Annotated in this window: 22 protein-coding genes; 20 read left to right on the top strand and 2 right to left on the bottom strand. The window is 32.2% G+C overall.

Features of this window, described 5'->3' with window-relative positions; all coding sequences use genetic code 11:
• The first annotated feature begins 113 nt into the window (after positions 1-113).
• The 6 genes from HMPREF3247_RS02005 (at position 114) to HMPREF3247_RS01980 (ending at position 2,257) form a co-directional block, all read left to right on the top strand.
• Positions 114-266: a hypothetical protein gene (locus HMPREF3247_RS02005; protein WP_001788502.1), complete on the top strand. Its 153-nt coding sequence runs from the start codon at positions 114-116 to the stop codon at positions 264-266.
• 70 nt (positions 267-336) lie between these two features.
• Positions 337-447 (top strand): hypothetical protein, encoded by a 111-nt coding sequence (locus HMPREF3247_RS02000; RefSeq protein ID WP_000139423.1) that lies wholly within the window; start codon positions 337-339, stop codon positions 445-447.
• A 1-nt stretch (position 448) separates the two neighbouring features.
• Positions 449-634, top strand: coding sequence for a hypothetical protein (locus tag HMPREF3247_RS01995; protein WP_001286805.1), 186 nt, complete (start codon positions 449-451; stop codon positions 632-634).
• Between the two features lie 345 nt (positions 635-979).
• On the top strand, positions 980-1,291 hold the full coding sequence (locus tag HMPREF3247_RS01990) for a DUF3467 domain-containing protein (protein WP_000344118.1): 312 nt from the start codon (positions 980-982) through the stop codon (positions 1,289-1,291).
• A complete protein-coding gene (locus HMPREF3247_RS01985; protein WP_001251277.1) occupies positions 1,278-1,661 on the top strand; it encodes a hypothetical protein in 384 nt (127 codons plus the stop codon). The genes HMPREF3247_RS01990 and HMPREF3247_RS01985 overlap by 14 nt, the downstream gene beginning before the upstream one ends.
• Before the next feature lie 458 nt (positions 1,662-2,119).
• Positions 2,120-2,257 carry a chorismate mutase gene (locus tag HMPREF3247_RS01980; protein WP_001790198.1) on the top strand — a complete coding sequence of 46 codons (138 nt, stop codon included), beginning with the start codon at positions 2,120-2,122 and terminating at the stop codon, positions 2,255-2,257.
• A gap of 5 nt (positions 2,258-2,262) precedes the next feature.
• Here HMPREF3247_RS01980 and HMPREF3247_RS01975 read toward each other — a convergent pair whose 3' ends face one another.
• Complete coding sequence (locus HMPREF3247_RS01975) at positions 2,263-2,577, bottom strand: hypothetical protein (RefSeq protein ID WP_000274029.1); 315 nt, start codon at positions 2,575-2,577, stop codon at positions 2,263-2,265.
• Between the two features lie 364 nt (positions 2,578-2,941).
• On the opposite strand from HMPREF3247_RS01975, the gene HMPREF3247_RS01970 reads away from it, so the two are divergent.
• The 7 genes from HMPREF3247_RS01970 (at position 2,942) to HMPREF3247_RS01940 (ending at position 9,787) form a co-directional block, all read left to right on the top strand.
• Positions 2,942-3,982 carry a hemolysin family protein gene (locus HMPREF3247_RS01970; protein ID WP_000582332.1) on the top strand — a complete coding sequence of 347 codons (1,041 nt, stop codon included), beginning with the start codon at positions 2,942-2,944 and terminating at the stop codon, positions 3,980-3,982.
• Positions 3,983-3,995: 13 nt separating this feature from the next.
• The gene (locus HMPREF3247_RS01965) at positions 3,996-5,063 is read left to right on the top strand and encodes an NAD(P)H-dependent flavin oxidoreductase (protein ID WP_000267250.1); all 1,068 of its coding nucleotides are present in this window, start codon (positions 3,996-3,998) and stop codon (positions 5,061-5,063) included.
• Positions 5,064-5,238: 175 nt separating this feature from the next.
• Positions 5,239-6,087, top strand: a complete 849-nt coding sequence (locus tag HMPREF3247_RS01960) for a DUF72 domain-containing protein (protein ID WP_000608129.1) — start codon at positions 5,239-5,241, stop codon at positions 6,085-6,087.
• Positions 6,088-6,099: 12 nt separating this feature from the next.
• Positions 6,100-6,927 carry a sulfite exporter TauE/SafE family protein gene (locus HMPREF3247_RS01955; protein ID WP_070866174.1) on the top strand — a complete coding sequence of 276 codons (828 nt, stop codon included), beginning with the start codon at positions 6,100-6,102 and terminating at the stop codon, positions 6,925-6,927.
• Positions 6,928-6,953: 26 nt separating this feature from the next.
• Positions 6,954-8,273, top strand: a complete 1,320-nt coding sequence (locus tag HMPREF3247_RS01950) for a bifunctional metallophosphatase/5'-nucleotidase (RefSeq protein ID WP_001241217.1) — start codon at positions 6,954-6,956, stop codon at positions 8,271-8,273.
• 83 nt (positions 8,274-8,356) lie between these two features.
• The gene (lipA, locus tag HMPREF3247_RS01945) at positions 8,357-9,274 is read left to right on the top strand and encodes a lipoyl synthase (protein ID WP_000201875.1); all 918 of its coding nucleotides are present in this window, start codon (positions 8,357-8,359) and stop codon (positions 9,272-9,274) included.
• A 129-nt stretch (positions 9,275-9,403) separates the two neighbouring features.
• Entirely contained in the window at positions 9,404-9,787 is a 384-nt protein-coding gene (locus HMPREF3247_RS01940; RefSeq protein ID WP_000598444.1) for a YutD family protein, read from the top strand.
• 78 nt (positions 9,788-9,865) lie between these two features.
• Here HMPREF3247_RS01940 and HMPREF3247_RS01935 read toward each other — a convergent pair whose 3' ends face one another.
• On the bottom strand, positions 9,866-10,132 hold the full coding sequence (locus tag HMPREF3247_RS01935) for a DUF3055 domain-containing protein (protein ID WP_000566649.1): 267 nt from the start codon (positions 10,130-10,132) through the stop codon (positions 9,866-9,868).
• Between the two features lie 97 nt (positions 10,133-10,229).
• Here HMPREF3247_RS01935 and HMPREF3247_RS01930 point away from each other — a divergent pair, with 97 nt between their 5' ends.
• The 7 genes from HMPREF3247_RS01930 to dltB all read left to right on the top strand — a co-directional run bounded on the left by HMPREF3247_RS01930 (position 10,230) and on the right by dltB (position 15,683).
• Positions 10,230-10,664 (top strand): DUF86 domain-containing protein, encoded by a 435-nt coding sequence (locus HMPREF3247_RS01930; protein ID WP_000273981.1) that lies wholly within the window; start codon positions 10,230-10,232, stop codon positions 10,662-10,664.
• Positions 10,664-11,443, top strand: coding sequence for a TIGR01457 family HAD-type hydrolase (locus HMPREF3247_RS01925; protein ID WP_000816184.1), 780 nt, complete (start codon positions 10,664-10,666; stop codon positions 11,441-11,443). Before HMPREF3247_RS01930 ends, HMPREF3247_RS01925 begins: the two co-directional genes overlap by 1 nt.
• A 32-nt stretch (positions 11,444-11,475) precedes the next feature.
• Complete coding sequence (locus tag HMPREF3247_RS01920; RefSeq protein WP_000239131.1) at positions 11,476-12,435, top strand: 2-hydroxyacid dehydrogenase; 960 nt, start codon at positions 11,476-11,478, stop codon at positions 12,433-12,435.
• 253 nt (positions 12,436-12,688) lie between these two features.
• On the top strand, positions 12,689-12,799 hold the full coding sequence (locus HMPREF3247_RS01915) for a hypothetical protein (protein ID WP_001790652.1): 111 nt from the start codon (positions 12,689-12,691) through the stop codon (positions 12,797-12,799).
• A 47-nt stretch (positions 12,800-12,846) separates the two neighbouring features.
• Positions 12,847-12,999, top strand: a complete 153-nt coding sequence (locus tag HMPREF3247_RS01910) for a teichoic acid D-Ala incorporation-associated protein DltX (protein ID WP_000837752.1) — start codon at positions 12,847-12,849, stop codon at positions 12,997-12,999.
• A gap of 15 nt (positions 13,000-13,014) precedes the next feature.
• Positions 13,015-14,472: a D-alanine--poly(phosphoribitol) ligase subunit DltA gene (gene dltA, locus HMPREF3247_RS01905; protein WP_000129653.1), complete on the top strand. Its 1,458-nt coding sequence runs from the start codon at positions 13,015-13,017 to the stop codon at positions 14,470-14,472.
• Positions 14,469-15,683: a PG:teichoic acid D-alanyltransferase DltB gene (gene dltB, locus HMPREF3247_RS01900; RefSeq protein ID WP_000613541.1), complete on the top strand. Its 1,215-nt coding sequence runs from the start codon at positions 14,469-14,471 to the stop codon at positions 15,681-15,683. The genes dltA and dltB overlap by 4 nt, the downstream gene beginning before the upstream one ends.
• Positions 15,684-15,700 lie beyond the last annotated feature (17 nt).

Raw genomic sequence — 15,700 nt, 5'->3', positions numbered from 1 at the left:
GGCAGGTACTTCGGTACTTGCCTATTTTTTTATGCAAATTTTAAAAAACACTTGACTAATAAACATTTGTTTAGTATAATTATATTTGTAGGTTAGTTGATGACTTACAAATTATGTGTAAGGAGGTGAAAAGCCTCATGCTAGACATAATAAAAACACTTCTAGAACATCAAGTATTGGCAGTACTGATAATTCCAGAAGTGTTAAAACAACTTAGAGAATGGCATCTCGGCTACCTAGACCGAAAGCCAAACAACAAAGATTAACATTATGCTTGGAGCCTGATGGCTCCTCCTTACACTTATATAATATAATATTATTTGGAGGTTTTCAATTATGACAGAACAAATGTATTTAATATTGTTTTTATTAAGCCTACCATTGTTATTATTTATCGGGAGAAAAACACATTTTTATTGTTTAGATAAAAAGAATGGACGTAGATAATATGAGTGATTATAAATTAAAAATAATTGAATTGATCAAAAGTGATATAACAGGTTACCAAATTCACAAACAAACTGGCGTAGCGCAATATGTAATTTCACAATTAAGGCAAGGAAAGCGCGAAGTAGATAACTTAACTTTAAATACAACTGAAAAACTATACAGTTACGCACGACAAGTGTTATAATATAAATGTGAAATGGTCATTCTTGAAATGACTCGGTCGCTACTGGCACAGAACGTTTAAAGTGTCACCACAACATGAACTGAGAATTCATATGACGTTGCTGACGAGCGACAAAGCTCTGTGTTCCTGGATAGGAGTAAGTTTGTGTGGTGGTGCATAACAAGTCGCTGAAATATTTGCGACATAATAAAGCATATTATCGGTTTTATTAAGTGCTAAAGGCACACCTTAACCACCCATACTAGTTACTGGGTGGTTGTTTTTTGTTCGCCATTATGTTCTGTCTACTAAACTCAGATTATCTCATATATTATTTATATAGACGTTAATGTAGGAGGAAAATATATGGACGAAAATGAAAGACTTAATGTTGAATTAAATAAAAGTAATGATTATATTTTTGGTGAAAGCTATGAAATATTTTATGCTAACGCTTTAGATGTGCAGGTAAGCATCACAGATCTTATGGTGGATTTCAAACAACATACCCCTAGCGGATTTTTAAGTAATAAAAAAATTATTATGAATCCTAGTCTAGCAAAGCAATTAAATAAAGCTTTAGAACAAGCTTTATCACAATATGAAAATATGCACGGAACAATTAAAGATATTGATACTCTTCAAAATGAAATGAGCAAAATTTATGGCGATGAATAATATCGTTAAAATCAATAATCATCAACGATATGATAGGTATAGTGTAGGTGGTAGTGAGTTTTATACAAGTGATAGTATTGGTGGAAACCTAGCCTTTAAAAAAGTGGAGGGTGGTAATATGAGTTATGAATACATTACTAGACCGGAATTTGAGGAACACAAAAGGCACTTAGATACTAGATTTGATAAAGTTGAAGACAGTATAAAAAAGTCACAAATTTCGTTGAGTAAAGACATAGACTTAGCAATAAAAAATTTGAAAGATGAAATCAACGATAAAAAATTAACTAGTAATCGCTTTTGGATAGGTATAGCTGCACCTACTGTTGTAAGTATTATCGGTATTATAATAGGTGTATTTTTTAAATAACAAGGCGATTCATGTTAAATAAAACATAGATATATTAAATTCGGTTTTTTAATACAACAAAACCACACCACCTATTAATTTAGGAGTGTGGTTATTTTAATATATGAAGCTAAAATAACTACAAATGATACCATTTTTGATACCAAAAAATAATAACCTCAAAATTTCGAGAGAAATAACTTCGTTTTAAATCGCATTAAATCAATGTTTCTATAAAAATAAGTCCTTAAAAATTAGTTTTTTCAATCGAAATGGAAGGTAGTATTGGATAGCTTTAAACCGCGTTGTTAAGCCATTCTTGACTTCCGAAAATGGCTATTGATACCATTTTGATACTGAATATAACAAAAAGCCACATTACTGTGGCTTTTTTTGTTTTATAACTAAATCGGATTGATAGATAAGCTTTGTACTTATTTATATCAGTTCGATTTTTTGATTGGTGTAAAAAATAATCATTGATGGTGGATAAAGCGACAACACAAATACAACATGATTGTGGCATTAGAGTGCTGGTCTTTATTAAATTAATTGAAAGCTACATCAAATATTCTTTAGATAATTCGATATTAGTTCGATTAAGATTCGTTGTATAAGTGAGTTAAAATAAGAAAACTATTAATAATATTAAGTTCACTACAGATGTTGCTAATGGACCATAAGTTTTAAAGACATCTTCACTTTTATAACCAACAATCGCATCTAAAAATTGAACTAAGATCATTGCAATGGATATAGTTATCAAAAATATAGCACTATGAATGACTAAAGAAAAAATAGCTAATAAAAATAAAGGTAAGCTTCGACTAAGTGCATAATATGCATTTATATTATGGCTAGATGCACATGCTTGAATTGAATAACCTAAACTTACACTGGCACTGATTATTGTAAATATTGCTAAAACAAAATACATGTTAATCCTTCTTTCTATATTTGGATATAAACAAGTACTTGTCTAAAGTTATTTAAAAGATAATTAGAATAAATTTATGAGAAACTGGTTGTTATCATTATAATGGTTTCAAATGATTATAACTATGTCATAAACTGAATTTGTTGAAATTTTTCATTATGCAAATTTATTAATAACAAACAGCTCGAACTATAGCATCATTTTACTAATGAATGCATTAAAGTAACTATGACTAAAAATGCATATTAATTATCATTATTAAGACTATTATATATAATGAATTTTAACTGGTTTATTAAACGAGAACGTCGGGAATTAAGTAACTACAATAAAAATAAGATATGACAATAAGGAGACTACACGCGTGATCATTGCCATAATTATATTGATATTTATTTCGTTTTTCTTTTCAGGAAGCGAGACGGCATTAACGGCTGCCAATAAAACAAAATTTAAAACTGAAGCTGACAAAGGTGATAAAAAAGCAAAAGGCATTGTAAAGTTACTTGAAAAACCAAGTGAGTTTATTACAACGATTCTAATTGGGAATAATGTCGCGAATATTTTATTACCAACACTTGTTACAATTATGGCTTTACGTTGGGGGATTAGCGTTGGTATTGCATCAGCTGTTTTAACAGTTGTTATCATTTTGATTTCCGAAGTGATTCCCAAGTCTGTCGCTGCAACATTTCCAGATAAAATAACAAGGCTTGTATATCCAATTATTAATATTTGTGTCATTGTGTTTCGCCCTATCACATTACTTTTAAATAAGTTGACGGACAGTATTAATCGAAGTTTATCTAAGGGTCAACCTCAAGAACATCAATTTTCAAAAGAAGAATTTAAAACAATGTTAGCAATTGCTGGACATGAAGGTGCTTTAAATGAAATTGAGACGAGTAGGTTGGAAGGTGTCATTAATTTTGAAAATTTAAAAGTAAAAGATGTAGATACAACACCTAGAATTAATGTGACGGCATTTGCTTCAAATGCGACATACGAAGAAGTTTATGAAACGGTTATGAATAAGCCATACACTAGATATCCAGTGTACGAGGGAGATATTGATAACATTATTGGAGTGTTTCATTCTAAATATCTGTTGGCTTGGAGTAATAAAAAAGAAAATCAAATTACAAACTATTCAGCTAAGCCATTATTTGTGAATGAACACAATAAAGCTGAATGGGTATTACGTAAGATGACTATTTCTAGAAAACATTTAGCAATTGTGTTGGACGAATTTGGTGGTACTGAAGCGATAGTGTCACATGAAGACTTAATTGAAGAATTATTAGGTATGGAAATTGAAGATGAGATGGATAAAAAGGAAAAAGAAAAACTTTCTCAACAGCAAATTCAATTTCAACAACGGAAAAATCGCAACGTATCTATATAAGGAGCGAACAGCTATGTGGAATAAGAATCGACTTACTCAAATGTTAAGTATTGAATATCCAATTATACAAGCAGGTATGGCAGGAAGTACGACACCGAAATTAGTTGCATCAGTAAGTAACAGTGGTGGGTTAGGCACAATAGGCGCAGGTTACTTTAATACGCAGCAATTGGAAGATGAAATAGATTATGTACGCCAATTAACGTCAAATTCTTTTGGCGTAAATGTCTTTGTACCAAGTCAACAATCATATACTAGTAGTCAAATTGAAAATATGAATGCATGGTTAAAACCTTATCGACGCGCATTACATTTAGAAGAGCCGGTTGTAAAAATTACCGAAGAACAACAATTTAAGTGTCATATTGATACGATAATTAAAAAGCAAGTGCCTGTATGTTGTTTTACTTTTGGAATTCCAAGCGAATCTATTATAAAAAGATTGAAAGAAGCAAACATTAAGCTAATAGGTACAGCAACAAGTGTTGATGAAGCTATTGCGAATGAAAAAGCGGGTATGGATGCTATCGTTGCTCAAGGTAGTGAAGCAGGTGGACATCGTGGTTCATTTTTAAAACCTAAAAATCAATTACCTATGGTTGGAACAATATCTTTAGTGCCACAAATTGTAGATGTCGTTTCAATTCCGGTCATTGCCGCTGGTGGAATTATGGACGGTAGAGGAGTTTTGGCAAGTATTGTCTTAGGTGCAGAAGGGGTACAAATGGGCACTGCATTTTTAACATCACAAGATAGTAATGCATCAGAACTACTACGAGACGCAATTATAAATAGTAAAGAAACAGATACAGTCGTTACAAAAGCGTTTAGTGGAAAGCTTGCACGCGGTATCAACAATAGGTTTATCGAAGAAATGTCCCAATACGAAGGCGACATCCCAGATTATCCAATACAAAATGAGCTAACAAGTAGCATAAGAAAAGCCGCGGCAAACATCGGCGACAAAGAGTTAACACATATGTGGAGTGGACAAAGCCCGCGACTAGCAACAACGCATCCCGCCAACACCATCATGTCCAATATAATCAATCAAATTAATCAAATCATGCAATATAAATAATCGAATCGACCGCAATCCACAAAAGCACAAGCACCCCCAAACATTATTTTAGTGCTTGCCATTTTTGTGGATTGCGTTTCTATTTTACCAATCTAGTCAAACGAAATTATCAAACTAAAGTTCGCTGAAATGATTATGATAAAAGTTATATGGTATGATGACATTGGTGATATATATGATAAACATCGGATTAACAGGTTGGGGTGATCACTATTCATTATATGAAGATTTAGAACGCCAAACCGATAAACTTAAAACATATGCTGGACATTTTCCGGTTGTCGAATTAGATGCGACATACTATGCGATACAACCGGAAAGAAATATATTGAAATGGATAAAAGAAACGCCTGATACATTTGAATTTGTGGTCAAAATTCATCAAGCACTCACATTGCATGCAGACTACAAAACATTTGCAGATACAAGGCAAGAACTATTTGATCAATTTAAGAATATGTTAGAGCCCTTACATACACAGAAAAAATTAGCAATGGTATTGGTTCAATTTCCGCCATGGTTTGACTGCAATGCACAAAATATCAAATATATTTTGTATGTAAGACAGCAATTACAAGCATTTCCAATGTGTGTAGAATTTAGGCATCAATCATGGTTTAGTGATGCATTTAAAGAACAAACATTGGCATTTTTAACAGAACATCAAATCATTCATGCAGTAGTTGATGAACCACAAGTGAAAGATGGCAGTGTACCTTTAGTCAATCGAATCACAAATGAAATTGCGTTTGTACGTTATCATGGACGTAATCATTACGGTTGGACTAAGAAAGATATGTCAGATCAAGAATGGCGCGATGTACGCTATTTATATGATTATAATGAGCAAGAATTAATAGACTTGGCACAAAAGGCACAAATATTAGCACAAAAAGCTAAGAAAGTTTACGTCATATTTAACAATAATTCTGGTGGTCATGCAGCAAATAATGCCAAAACATATCAGCGATTATTGAATATAGAATATGAAGGGTTAGCACCACAACAATTAAAATTATTTTAAGAGGCGACGACTATGTTATTAACAATTACATTATTAGTTTTAATCGGAGGTTTGTCAGCGATTATAGGGTCTATCGTAGGCATTGGAGGCGGTATTATTATCGTTCCAACAATGGTTTACCTCGGTGTTGAACATGGATTACTACATAATATTACAACACAAGTAGCGATAGGGACGTCTTCAGTCATTCTAATTGTGACAGGACTTTCTTCATCACTTGGATATTTAAAAACAAAACAAGTTGATATTAAAAATGGTTCCATCTTTTTATTTGGACTATTACCAGGTTCATTGCTTGGGTCCTTCATTAGTAGATATTTAACATTTGAGTCATTTAATTTATATTTTGGTATCTTTTTAATTTTCGTAGCCATTTTATTAATGGTAAGAAATAAGATTAAACCGTTTAAAATTTTCGATAAACCCAAGTATGAAAAGACTTATGTAGACGCTAAAGGTAAAACATATCATTATAGTGTTCCACCATTGTTTGCTTTTATTACAACGTTTTTAATTGGTATATTGACAGGTTTATTTGGTATTGGAGGTGGCGCACTAATGACGCCACTAATGCTTATTGTATTTAGATTTCTACCTCATGTAGCTGTTGGAACAAGTATGATGATGATTTTCTTTTCAAGTGTCATGAGTTCTATAGGGCACATTGCTCAAGGTCACGTAGCTTGGGGTTATGCAATCATTTTAATTATTTCTAGTTATTTTGGTGCGAAAATCGGTGTCAAAGTGAATCAATCAATTAAGTCAGATACGGTAGTAACATTATTGAGAACAGTAATGTTGTTAATGGGTATATATTTAATTATTCGTGCGTTGATTTAATACAACTTTAAAAGGAGGACGTCAATTTGAGGCTTACAATTTATCATACGAACGATATTCATAGTCATTTACATGAATACGAACGCATTAAAGCATATATGGCAGAACATCGGCCACGACTTAATCATCCTTCTTTATATGTTGATCTAGGTGATCATGTAGATTTATCCGCACCTATAACTGAAGCAACTTTAGGTAAAAAGAATGTGGCATTACTAAATGAAGCAAAATGTGATGTTGCAACAATCGGTAATAATGAAGGGATGACCATTTCACACGAAGCTTTAAATCACCTTTACGACGAAGCAAAATTTATAGTGACATGTAGCAATGTTATAGATGAATCAGGTCATTTACCAAATAATATCGTTTCTTCTTATATTAAGGACATAGACGGTGTGAAAATACTATTCGTTGCAGCGACAGCACCTTTTACCCCATTTTATCGTGCACTAAATTGGATTGTTACCGATCCACTTGAATCTATAAAAGAAGAAATTGAACTTCAACGAGGTAAATTTGATGTATTAATCGTGCTAAGTCATTGTGGCATTTTCTTCGATGAAACATTATGCCAAGAATTGCCTGAAATTGATGTCATTTTTGGTAGTCATACGCATCATTATTTTGAACATGGTGAAATCAATAATGGTGTACTGATGGCGGCAGCTGGAAAGTATGGTAATTATCTTGGAGAGGTTAATTTAACTTTTGAGGCACATAAAGTAGTACATAAAACTGCAAAGATTATTCCTTTAGAAACATTACCTGAAGTTGAAACTTCATTTGAAGAAGAAGGAAAAACGTTAATGTCCAATTCAGTAATTCAACATCCAGTAGTGCTTAAGCGTAGTATGAATCACATAACTGAAGCTGCATACTTATTAGCTCAAAGTGTTTGTGAGTATACACATGCACAATGTGCCATCATCAATGCTGGCTTACTCGTTAAAGATATTGTAAAAGATGAAGTGACAGAATATGACATTCATCAAATGTTACCGCATCCGATTAATATGGTAAGGGTTAGACTTTTTGGTGTGAAATTAAAAGAGATTATAGCTAAAAGTAATAAACAAGAATATATGTATGAACATGCACAAGGTTTGGGTTTCAGAGGGAATATATTTGGAGGATATATTCTTTATAATTTAGGGTACATTCATTCTACAGGGCGTTACTATCTGAATGGAGAAGAAATCGAAGACGACAAAGAATATGTACTAGGTACGATAGATATGTATACGTTCGGTCGTTATTTCCCAACATTGAAAGAATTACCAAAAGAGTATTTAATGCCAGAGTTTTTAAGAGATATATTTAAAGAAAAATTATTGGAATATTAAAAAGTAAGATTATTGGATTTTCATTTGTCATGAATTTCGATATAATGTTTAAAGATACACTTAACAGGAGGGTATGTGTTGTTATGGCGACAAAAAACGAGGAAATATTACGTAAACCGGATTGGTTGAAAATAAAATTAAATACCAACGAAAACTATACAGGACTTAAGAAGATGATGAGGGAAAAAAATCTTAATACTGTATGTGAAGAAGCTAAATGTCCTAATATACATGAATGTTGGGGTGCACGTCGTACAGCGACATTTATGATTTTAGGTGCCGTATGTACAAGAGCTTGTCGTTTTTGTGCGGTTAAGACAGGTTTACCTAATGAACTTGATTTAAATGAGCCTGAACGTGTAGCTGAATCAGTTGAATTAATGAATTTGAAACACGTTGTTATCACTGCTGTTGCGCGTGATGATTTAAGAGATGCTGGTTCAAATGTTTATGCTGAGACAGTACGTAAAGTTAGAGAAAGAAATCCATTTACAACGATTGAAATTTTACCATCAGATATGGGCGGGGACTATGATGCGTTAGAAACATTAATGGCGTCAAGACCTGACATTTTAAACCATAATATTGAAACTGTTCGTCGCTTAACACCGAGAGTTCGTGCGCGTGCGACTTACGACAGAACATTAGAGTTTTTACGTCGTTCAAAAGAATTACAACCGGATATCCCAACTAAATCAAGTATTATGGTTGGATTAGGTGAAACTATAGAAGAAATTTATGAAACGATGGATGATTTACGTGCGAATGATGTAGATATTTTAACGATTGGTCAATATTTACAACCTTCACGTAAACATTTAAAGGTTCAAAAATATTACACGCCTTTAGAGTTTGGTAAATTAAGAAAAGTGGCAATGGATAAAGGGTTTAAACATTGCCAAGCTGGACCTTTAGTACGTAGTTCTTATCATGCGGATGAGCAAGTAAATGAAGCTGCTAAAGAAAAGCAACGCCAAGGTGAGGCACAGTTAAATAGTTAATATTTAACCATTAATAAGGCATAAAGGCTTAGTTTGTACAAAACGAACGTGTCATAGAAGTAATCATTATTTTTATGAAACACTAAAAGTATAAACTGAGCCTTTCATTGTCATAGATAGGTGAAGAATTTGATAAAAGTAGATCAACATTACTTTGAATTAATAGAAAATTATCGCGAATGTTTTAATGAAGAACAATTTATTGCTAGGTATTCAGATATTTTAGATAAATATGATTACATAGTTGGTGACTATGGTTACGATCAATTACGATTAAAAGGTTTTTACAAAGATTCTAATAAAAAAGCAGAGATGAGTAAACGTTTTTCAAATATTCAAGATTACATATTTGAATATTGTAACTTTGGTTGTCCTTACTTTGTATTAAGACATTTGTCTAAACAAGAGGTTAAAAAGTTAATCGAAGAAGTTCATCCGTCTGATGTGATAGATGACGACAATAAACTTCAAGATGTGAAGATTAAGCCAACCATTCAAGATACTGAACATTAATAAAACCCTTAGCTAGATTGAAAATGGGAATCATGCAATTCAAGCATGGACCTGTAATCTAGTTAGGGGTTTTTATCTTTAATGAATGACTTCATTTAAATACTCAGTAATTTCATCGCCTTCTTCAGCATTTACACCTAAAATATGAGCGATATAGCCTTCTTCTTTTAAATCATCAGTACCGATAATACCGAATTTATTTGTTTGCATATTAAGTACGAGTGTCTTACCATAATGTCTATTTGTATGGACTAACATCAAATCATATCGACTATGCTCGCCAACAAAACCAACAAACTGAACTTGACTCTCTTCGTTGTCATCATATAAATACATATCAATCATTTTGTAGCGACTCCTTTTAAAAGTAGTAAAGTTAGTATAACGACAAATGAAGTATACTGCAAAATTATGATAATATATAAGTGAGAGGTGACAAGGAATGTATTTTGTAGACAAAGATAAACTAACTCAGAAATTAGCCTATTTACAAGCATTAACTGATGATTATCATGAGAGCAAGCACAATCATTATGCATTTGAACGCATTGCTCAAATGTTGATAGAATCATCGGTAGATATAGGGAATATGATTATCGATGCATTTATTTTAAGGGATCCTGGTAATTATAAAGATGTGATTGATATATTAGAACTAGAAAATGTTATTACTAAAGAAACACAGCAGGCGATTAATAAAACTGTCGGTATTCGTAAACAATTTACATATGATTACACAGCCTTAGATATTAAGATTATCATGCCAATGTTTGATGACGCATTACCTTATTACAAACAATTTATTACAGAAGTAACGACATTTTTACATCAAGAAAATGTACCAGTAACAGCTTTTGGTAAAGGAGAAAATCAATAATGAAACAGTATAAAGCGTATTTAATCGATTTAGATGGCACAATGTATATGGGAACAGATGAGATTGATGGAGCAAAACAATTCATCGATTATTTAAATGTAAAAGGCATTCCTCATTTATACGTAACTAATAATTCAACAAAAACACCTGAGCAAGTAACTGAAAAATTACGTGAAATGCACATTGATGCTAAACCAGAAGAGGTTGTAACGTCAGCGTTAGCCACTGCTGATTATATTTCAGAACAATCACCAGGAGCATCAGTATATATGTTAGGTGGGAGTGGTTTAAATACTGCGTTAACCGAAGCGGGACTTGTCATTAAAAATGACGAGCATGTTGATTATGTAGTTATTGGACTTGACGAACAAGTTACATATGAAAAGCTTGCGATTGCAACGTTAGGTGTAAGAAATGGTGCAACATTTATTTCTACAAATCCTGATGTATCAATTCCTAAAGAGCGTGGTTTATTACCTGGTAATGGTGCTATTACAAGTGTTGTAAGTGTATCGACAGGTGTATCGCCACAATTTATTGGTAAACCAGAACCGATTATTATGGTTAAAGCATTAGAAATTTTAGGATTAGATAAATCCGAAGTTGCTATGGTAGGCGATTTGTACGATACCGATATTATGTCTGGTATTAACGTAGGTATGGATACGATTCATGTACAAACAGGTGTATCTACGTTAGAAGATGTGCAAAATAAAAATGTGCCACCAACGTATTCTTTTAAAGATTTAAATGAAGCAATAGCTGAATTAGAAAAATAGATATAGTCATTTTATAAAGTAGGTGAATTGATTTGGTAAAAATAGTTGTTTCGAGGAAAATTCCAGATAAATTTTATCAACAATTAAGTAAACTTGGTGACGTTGTTATGTGGCAAAAATCATTAGTGCCTATGCCTAAAGATCAATTTGTGACAGCACTTCGTGACGCAGATGCTTGTTTTATTACATTAAGTGAACAGATCGATGCAGAAATTTTAGCACAATCACCAAATTTAAAAGTAATTGCGAATATGGCTGTAGGATATGACAACATCGATGTTGAAAGTGCAACAGCGAATAACGTGGTTGTCACGAATACACCAAATGTACTTACTGAAACAACTGCAGAATTAGGATTTACATTAATGCTTGCTATAGCACGCCGTATTGTAGAAGCTGAAAAATATGTAGAAGCAGATGCATGGCAAAGCTGGGGTCCTTATTTATTGTCAGGTAAAGATGTCTTCAATTCAACTATTGGAATATATGGTATGGGAGATATTGGTAAAGCTTTTGCAAGAAGGTTGCAAGGGTTTAATACTAATATTCTTTATCATAATCGATCAAGACATAAAGATGCAGAGGCGGACTTTAATGCAACATATGTTTCTTTTGAAACGTTGTTAGCAGAAAGTGATTTTATCATCTGTACAGCGCCACTTACAAAAGAAACACATCATAAATTTAATGCTGAAGCATTTGAACAAATGAAAAATGATGCAATTTTTATTAATATCGGTAGAGGGCAAATTGTAGATGAAACAGCATTAATCGATGCACTAGACAATAAAGAAATTTTAGCATGTGGTTTAGATGTATTAGCAAATGAACCGATTGATCATACACATCCATTAATGGGACGTGATAATGTTCTGATTACACCACACATTGGTAGCGCATCAGTAACAACACGGGACAATATGATTCAATTATGTATTAATAATATAGAAGCGGTTATGACAAATCAGGTACCACATACTCCAGTAAATTGAAAATAAGTATGGTTTTTAATCATTGGTAAAACAAGCAAAGCAATTGTTAAATATGTTATGCTTGACTTGCGAATGTATATATTTGCGCTGATGATAATTCAATAACATTATAAACTCGTCATATTAATGTGATGAGTTTATTTAATTTTGACGTATATAACAAAATTGTTATATAGACTGTAATTGTTTATTGTTTAAATAACCTTTAAAATGAATGATGTTCTCAACAAAGTGTATCATTTACAATAATTGAGTGATGACAACCAATTACTATGTTGAATCTATAAAATTAAAATTGAATTTCATTATGAATATCGATATAATGAATTGTAAAAAACAAATTTTAAAACGTATTTTATATTGAACGGTCTTTATAAAGGCGTTTTTACTAAGAACTTTAAGAGGTGCAATATGAAATCTAAAAGTAAACAGCCACCTAATAAATATGTTGAAGCATTCAAACCATATTTATTAACACTATTGTATTTGGCAATATTTATTACTTTATATTTAATTTATGGCAGTGGCGACACACACAATAACTTCATTTATAATGAGTTCTAATGAGGGAGACTTAATATGACAGATATTATTAACAAGCTGCAAGCGTTTGCGGATGCAAATCCACAAAGCATTGCTGTTAGACACACAACTGATGAATTAACTTATCAACAGTTAATGGATGAGTCTAGTAAATTAGCACATCGATTACAAGGTAGTAAGAAACCGATGATTTTATTCGGTCACATGTCACCATATATGATTGTTGGGATGATTGGTGCCATTAAAGCAGGATGTGGATATGTACCTGTAGACACTTCAATTCCTGAAGACCGTATTAAAATGATTATTAACAAGGTTCAACCAGAGTTTGTATTTAATACGACTGATGAATCATTTGAAAGTTTAGAAGGCGAAGTATTTACAATAGAAGATATTAAAACATCTCAAGACCCAGTAATTTTTGATAGTCAGATTAAAGATAACGACACAGTATACACAATCTTTACATCTGGTTCTACTGGGGAACCTAAAGGTGTTCAAATTGAATATGCAAGTTTAGTTCAATTTACTGAGTGGATGTTAGAACTTAATAAATCAGGAAATGAACAACAATGGCTTAACCAAGCGCCATTTTCATTTGATTTATCTGTAATGGCTATTTATCCATGTTTAGCATCAGGCGGTACATTAAATCTTGTAGATAAAAACATGATTAATAAACCTAAATTATTAAATGAAATGCTAACAGCAACACCGATTAACATTTGGGTATCAACACCATCATTTATGGAAATGTGTTTATTATTACCAACGCTTAATGAAGAACAATATGGTAGTCTTAACGAATTCTTCTTCTGTGGTGAAATTCTACCTCACAGAGCAGCAAAAGCGTTAGTAAACCGTTTCCCAAGTGCGACGATTTACAACACATATGGTCCAACTGAAGCTACGGTAGCAGTTACAAGTATTCAAATTACACAAGAAATCTTAGATCAATATCCGACATTACCTGTTGGCGTTGAAAGACCAGGCGCAAGATTATCTACTACAGATGAAGGTGAACTTGTTATCGAAGGTCAAAGTGTAAGTTTAGGATACTTAAAAAATGACCAAAAAACAGCTGAAGTATTTAATTTCGATGACGGTATTCGTACATATCACACTGGTGATAAAGCGAAGTTTGAAAATGGTCAATGGTTCATTCAAGGTCGTATTGATTTCCAAATCAAATTGAATGGCTACAGAATGGAATTAGAAGAAATTGAAACACAATTACGCCAGTCTGAGTTCGTAAAAGAAGCGATTGTTGTACCTGTATATAAAAATGATAAAGTTATTCATTTAATTGGTGCAATTGTGCCAACGACTGAAGTTACGGACAATGCAGAAATGACTAAAAATATTAAAAATGACTTGAAATCACGCTTACCAGAGTATATGATTCCTAGAAAGTTTGAATGGATGGAACAATTGCCATTGACTTCAAATGGTAAAATTGACAGAAAGAAAATTGCAGAGGTAATTAACGGATGATTCCATATGGTGATTTTACATTCTTCTTAATTGCTTTAATTGCATTATTACCAGTCATTATACTTGGATTTTTAGGTAAGCGAAGTTACATTTATAATGGCGTAGTTACAGCATTTATGATTGTGTTAATCTTTTCTTCTGATAAACATAATCTGTTTGACCAAAAGTATTTAAGTGTTCAATTAATTAGTTTTATTATTTACGTCGTATGGCAAGTTTTATTGATAATGTTTTATTATCATTCAAAACCAAAAAATAATTCATTTTCAAAATTTGTAACTGTAATGGTTTTATCAATATTGCCATTAGCACTTGTGAAAGTGTTACAAAGTACATGGTTAGGTGGACATCAGATTCACTTCCATGAAAGTAAATTAATTGAATTTGTTGGTTTCTTAGGAATTTCTTATGTTACATTCAAAAGTGTGCAGTTAATTATGGAAATTCGTGATGGTTCTATCAAAGAAATTAAAGTATGGAAATTAATTCAATTTATTTCATTCTTCCCAACGATTTCATCTGGACCAATCGATCGTTACAAACGTTTCGTTAAAGACGATAAAAAAGTACCAACAGGCAATGAATATCGTGAATTAGTATTAAAAGCAATTCACATGATTATGCTTGGTTTCTTGTATAAATATATTGTTGCTTACTTTATTAACACATATGCAATCATGCCGTTACAATTAGACTTACATGGCTTTGTCAATTTGTGGTTATATATGTACGCATACAGCTTATATTTATTCTTTGACTTTGCAGGTTATAGTTTATTTGCGATAGCATTTAGTTATTTATTCGGTATTAAAACACCACCAAACTTCGATAAACCTTTCAAAGCGAAAAATATTAAAGATTTCTGGAATAGATGGCATATGACATTATCATTCTGGTTCAGAGATTGTATTTACATGAGATCTTTATTCTACATGTCTCGTAAAAAATTATTGAAGAGTCAATTTGCAATGTCTAACGTGGCATTCTTAATCAACTTCTTCATAATGGGAATTTGGCATGGTATCGAAGTGTATTACATTGTTTATGGTTTATACCATGCAGCATTGTTTATAGGTTATGGCTATTATGAACGTTGGCGTAAGAAACATCCGCCACGTTGGCAAAATGGTTTCACAACAGCACTTAGCATTGTGATTACATTCCACTTTGTAACATTTGGCTTTTTAATCTTCTCAGGTAAACTTATATAATAAAGGAGAATTTAATT

The sequence above is a fragment of the Staphylococcus sp. HMSC36A10 genome (assembly GCF_001838845.1).
GTDB lineage: Bacteria > Bacillota > Bacilli > Staphylococcales > Staphylococcaceae > Staphylococcus > Staphylococcus aureus.
The sequence above is the reverse complement of the archived record's forward strand: the minus strand, read 5'-3'. Positions and strand labels throughout refer to the sequence as shown.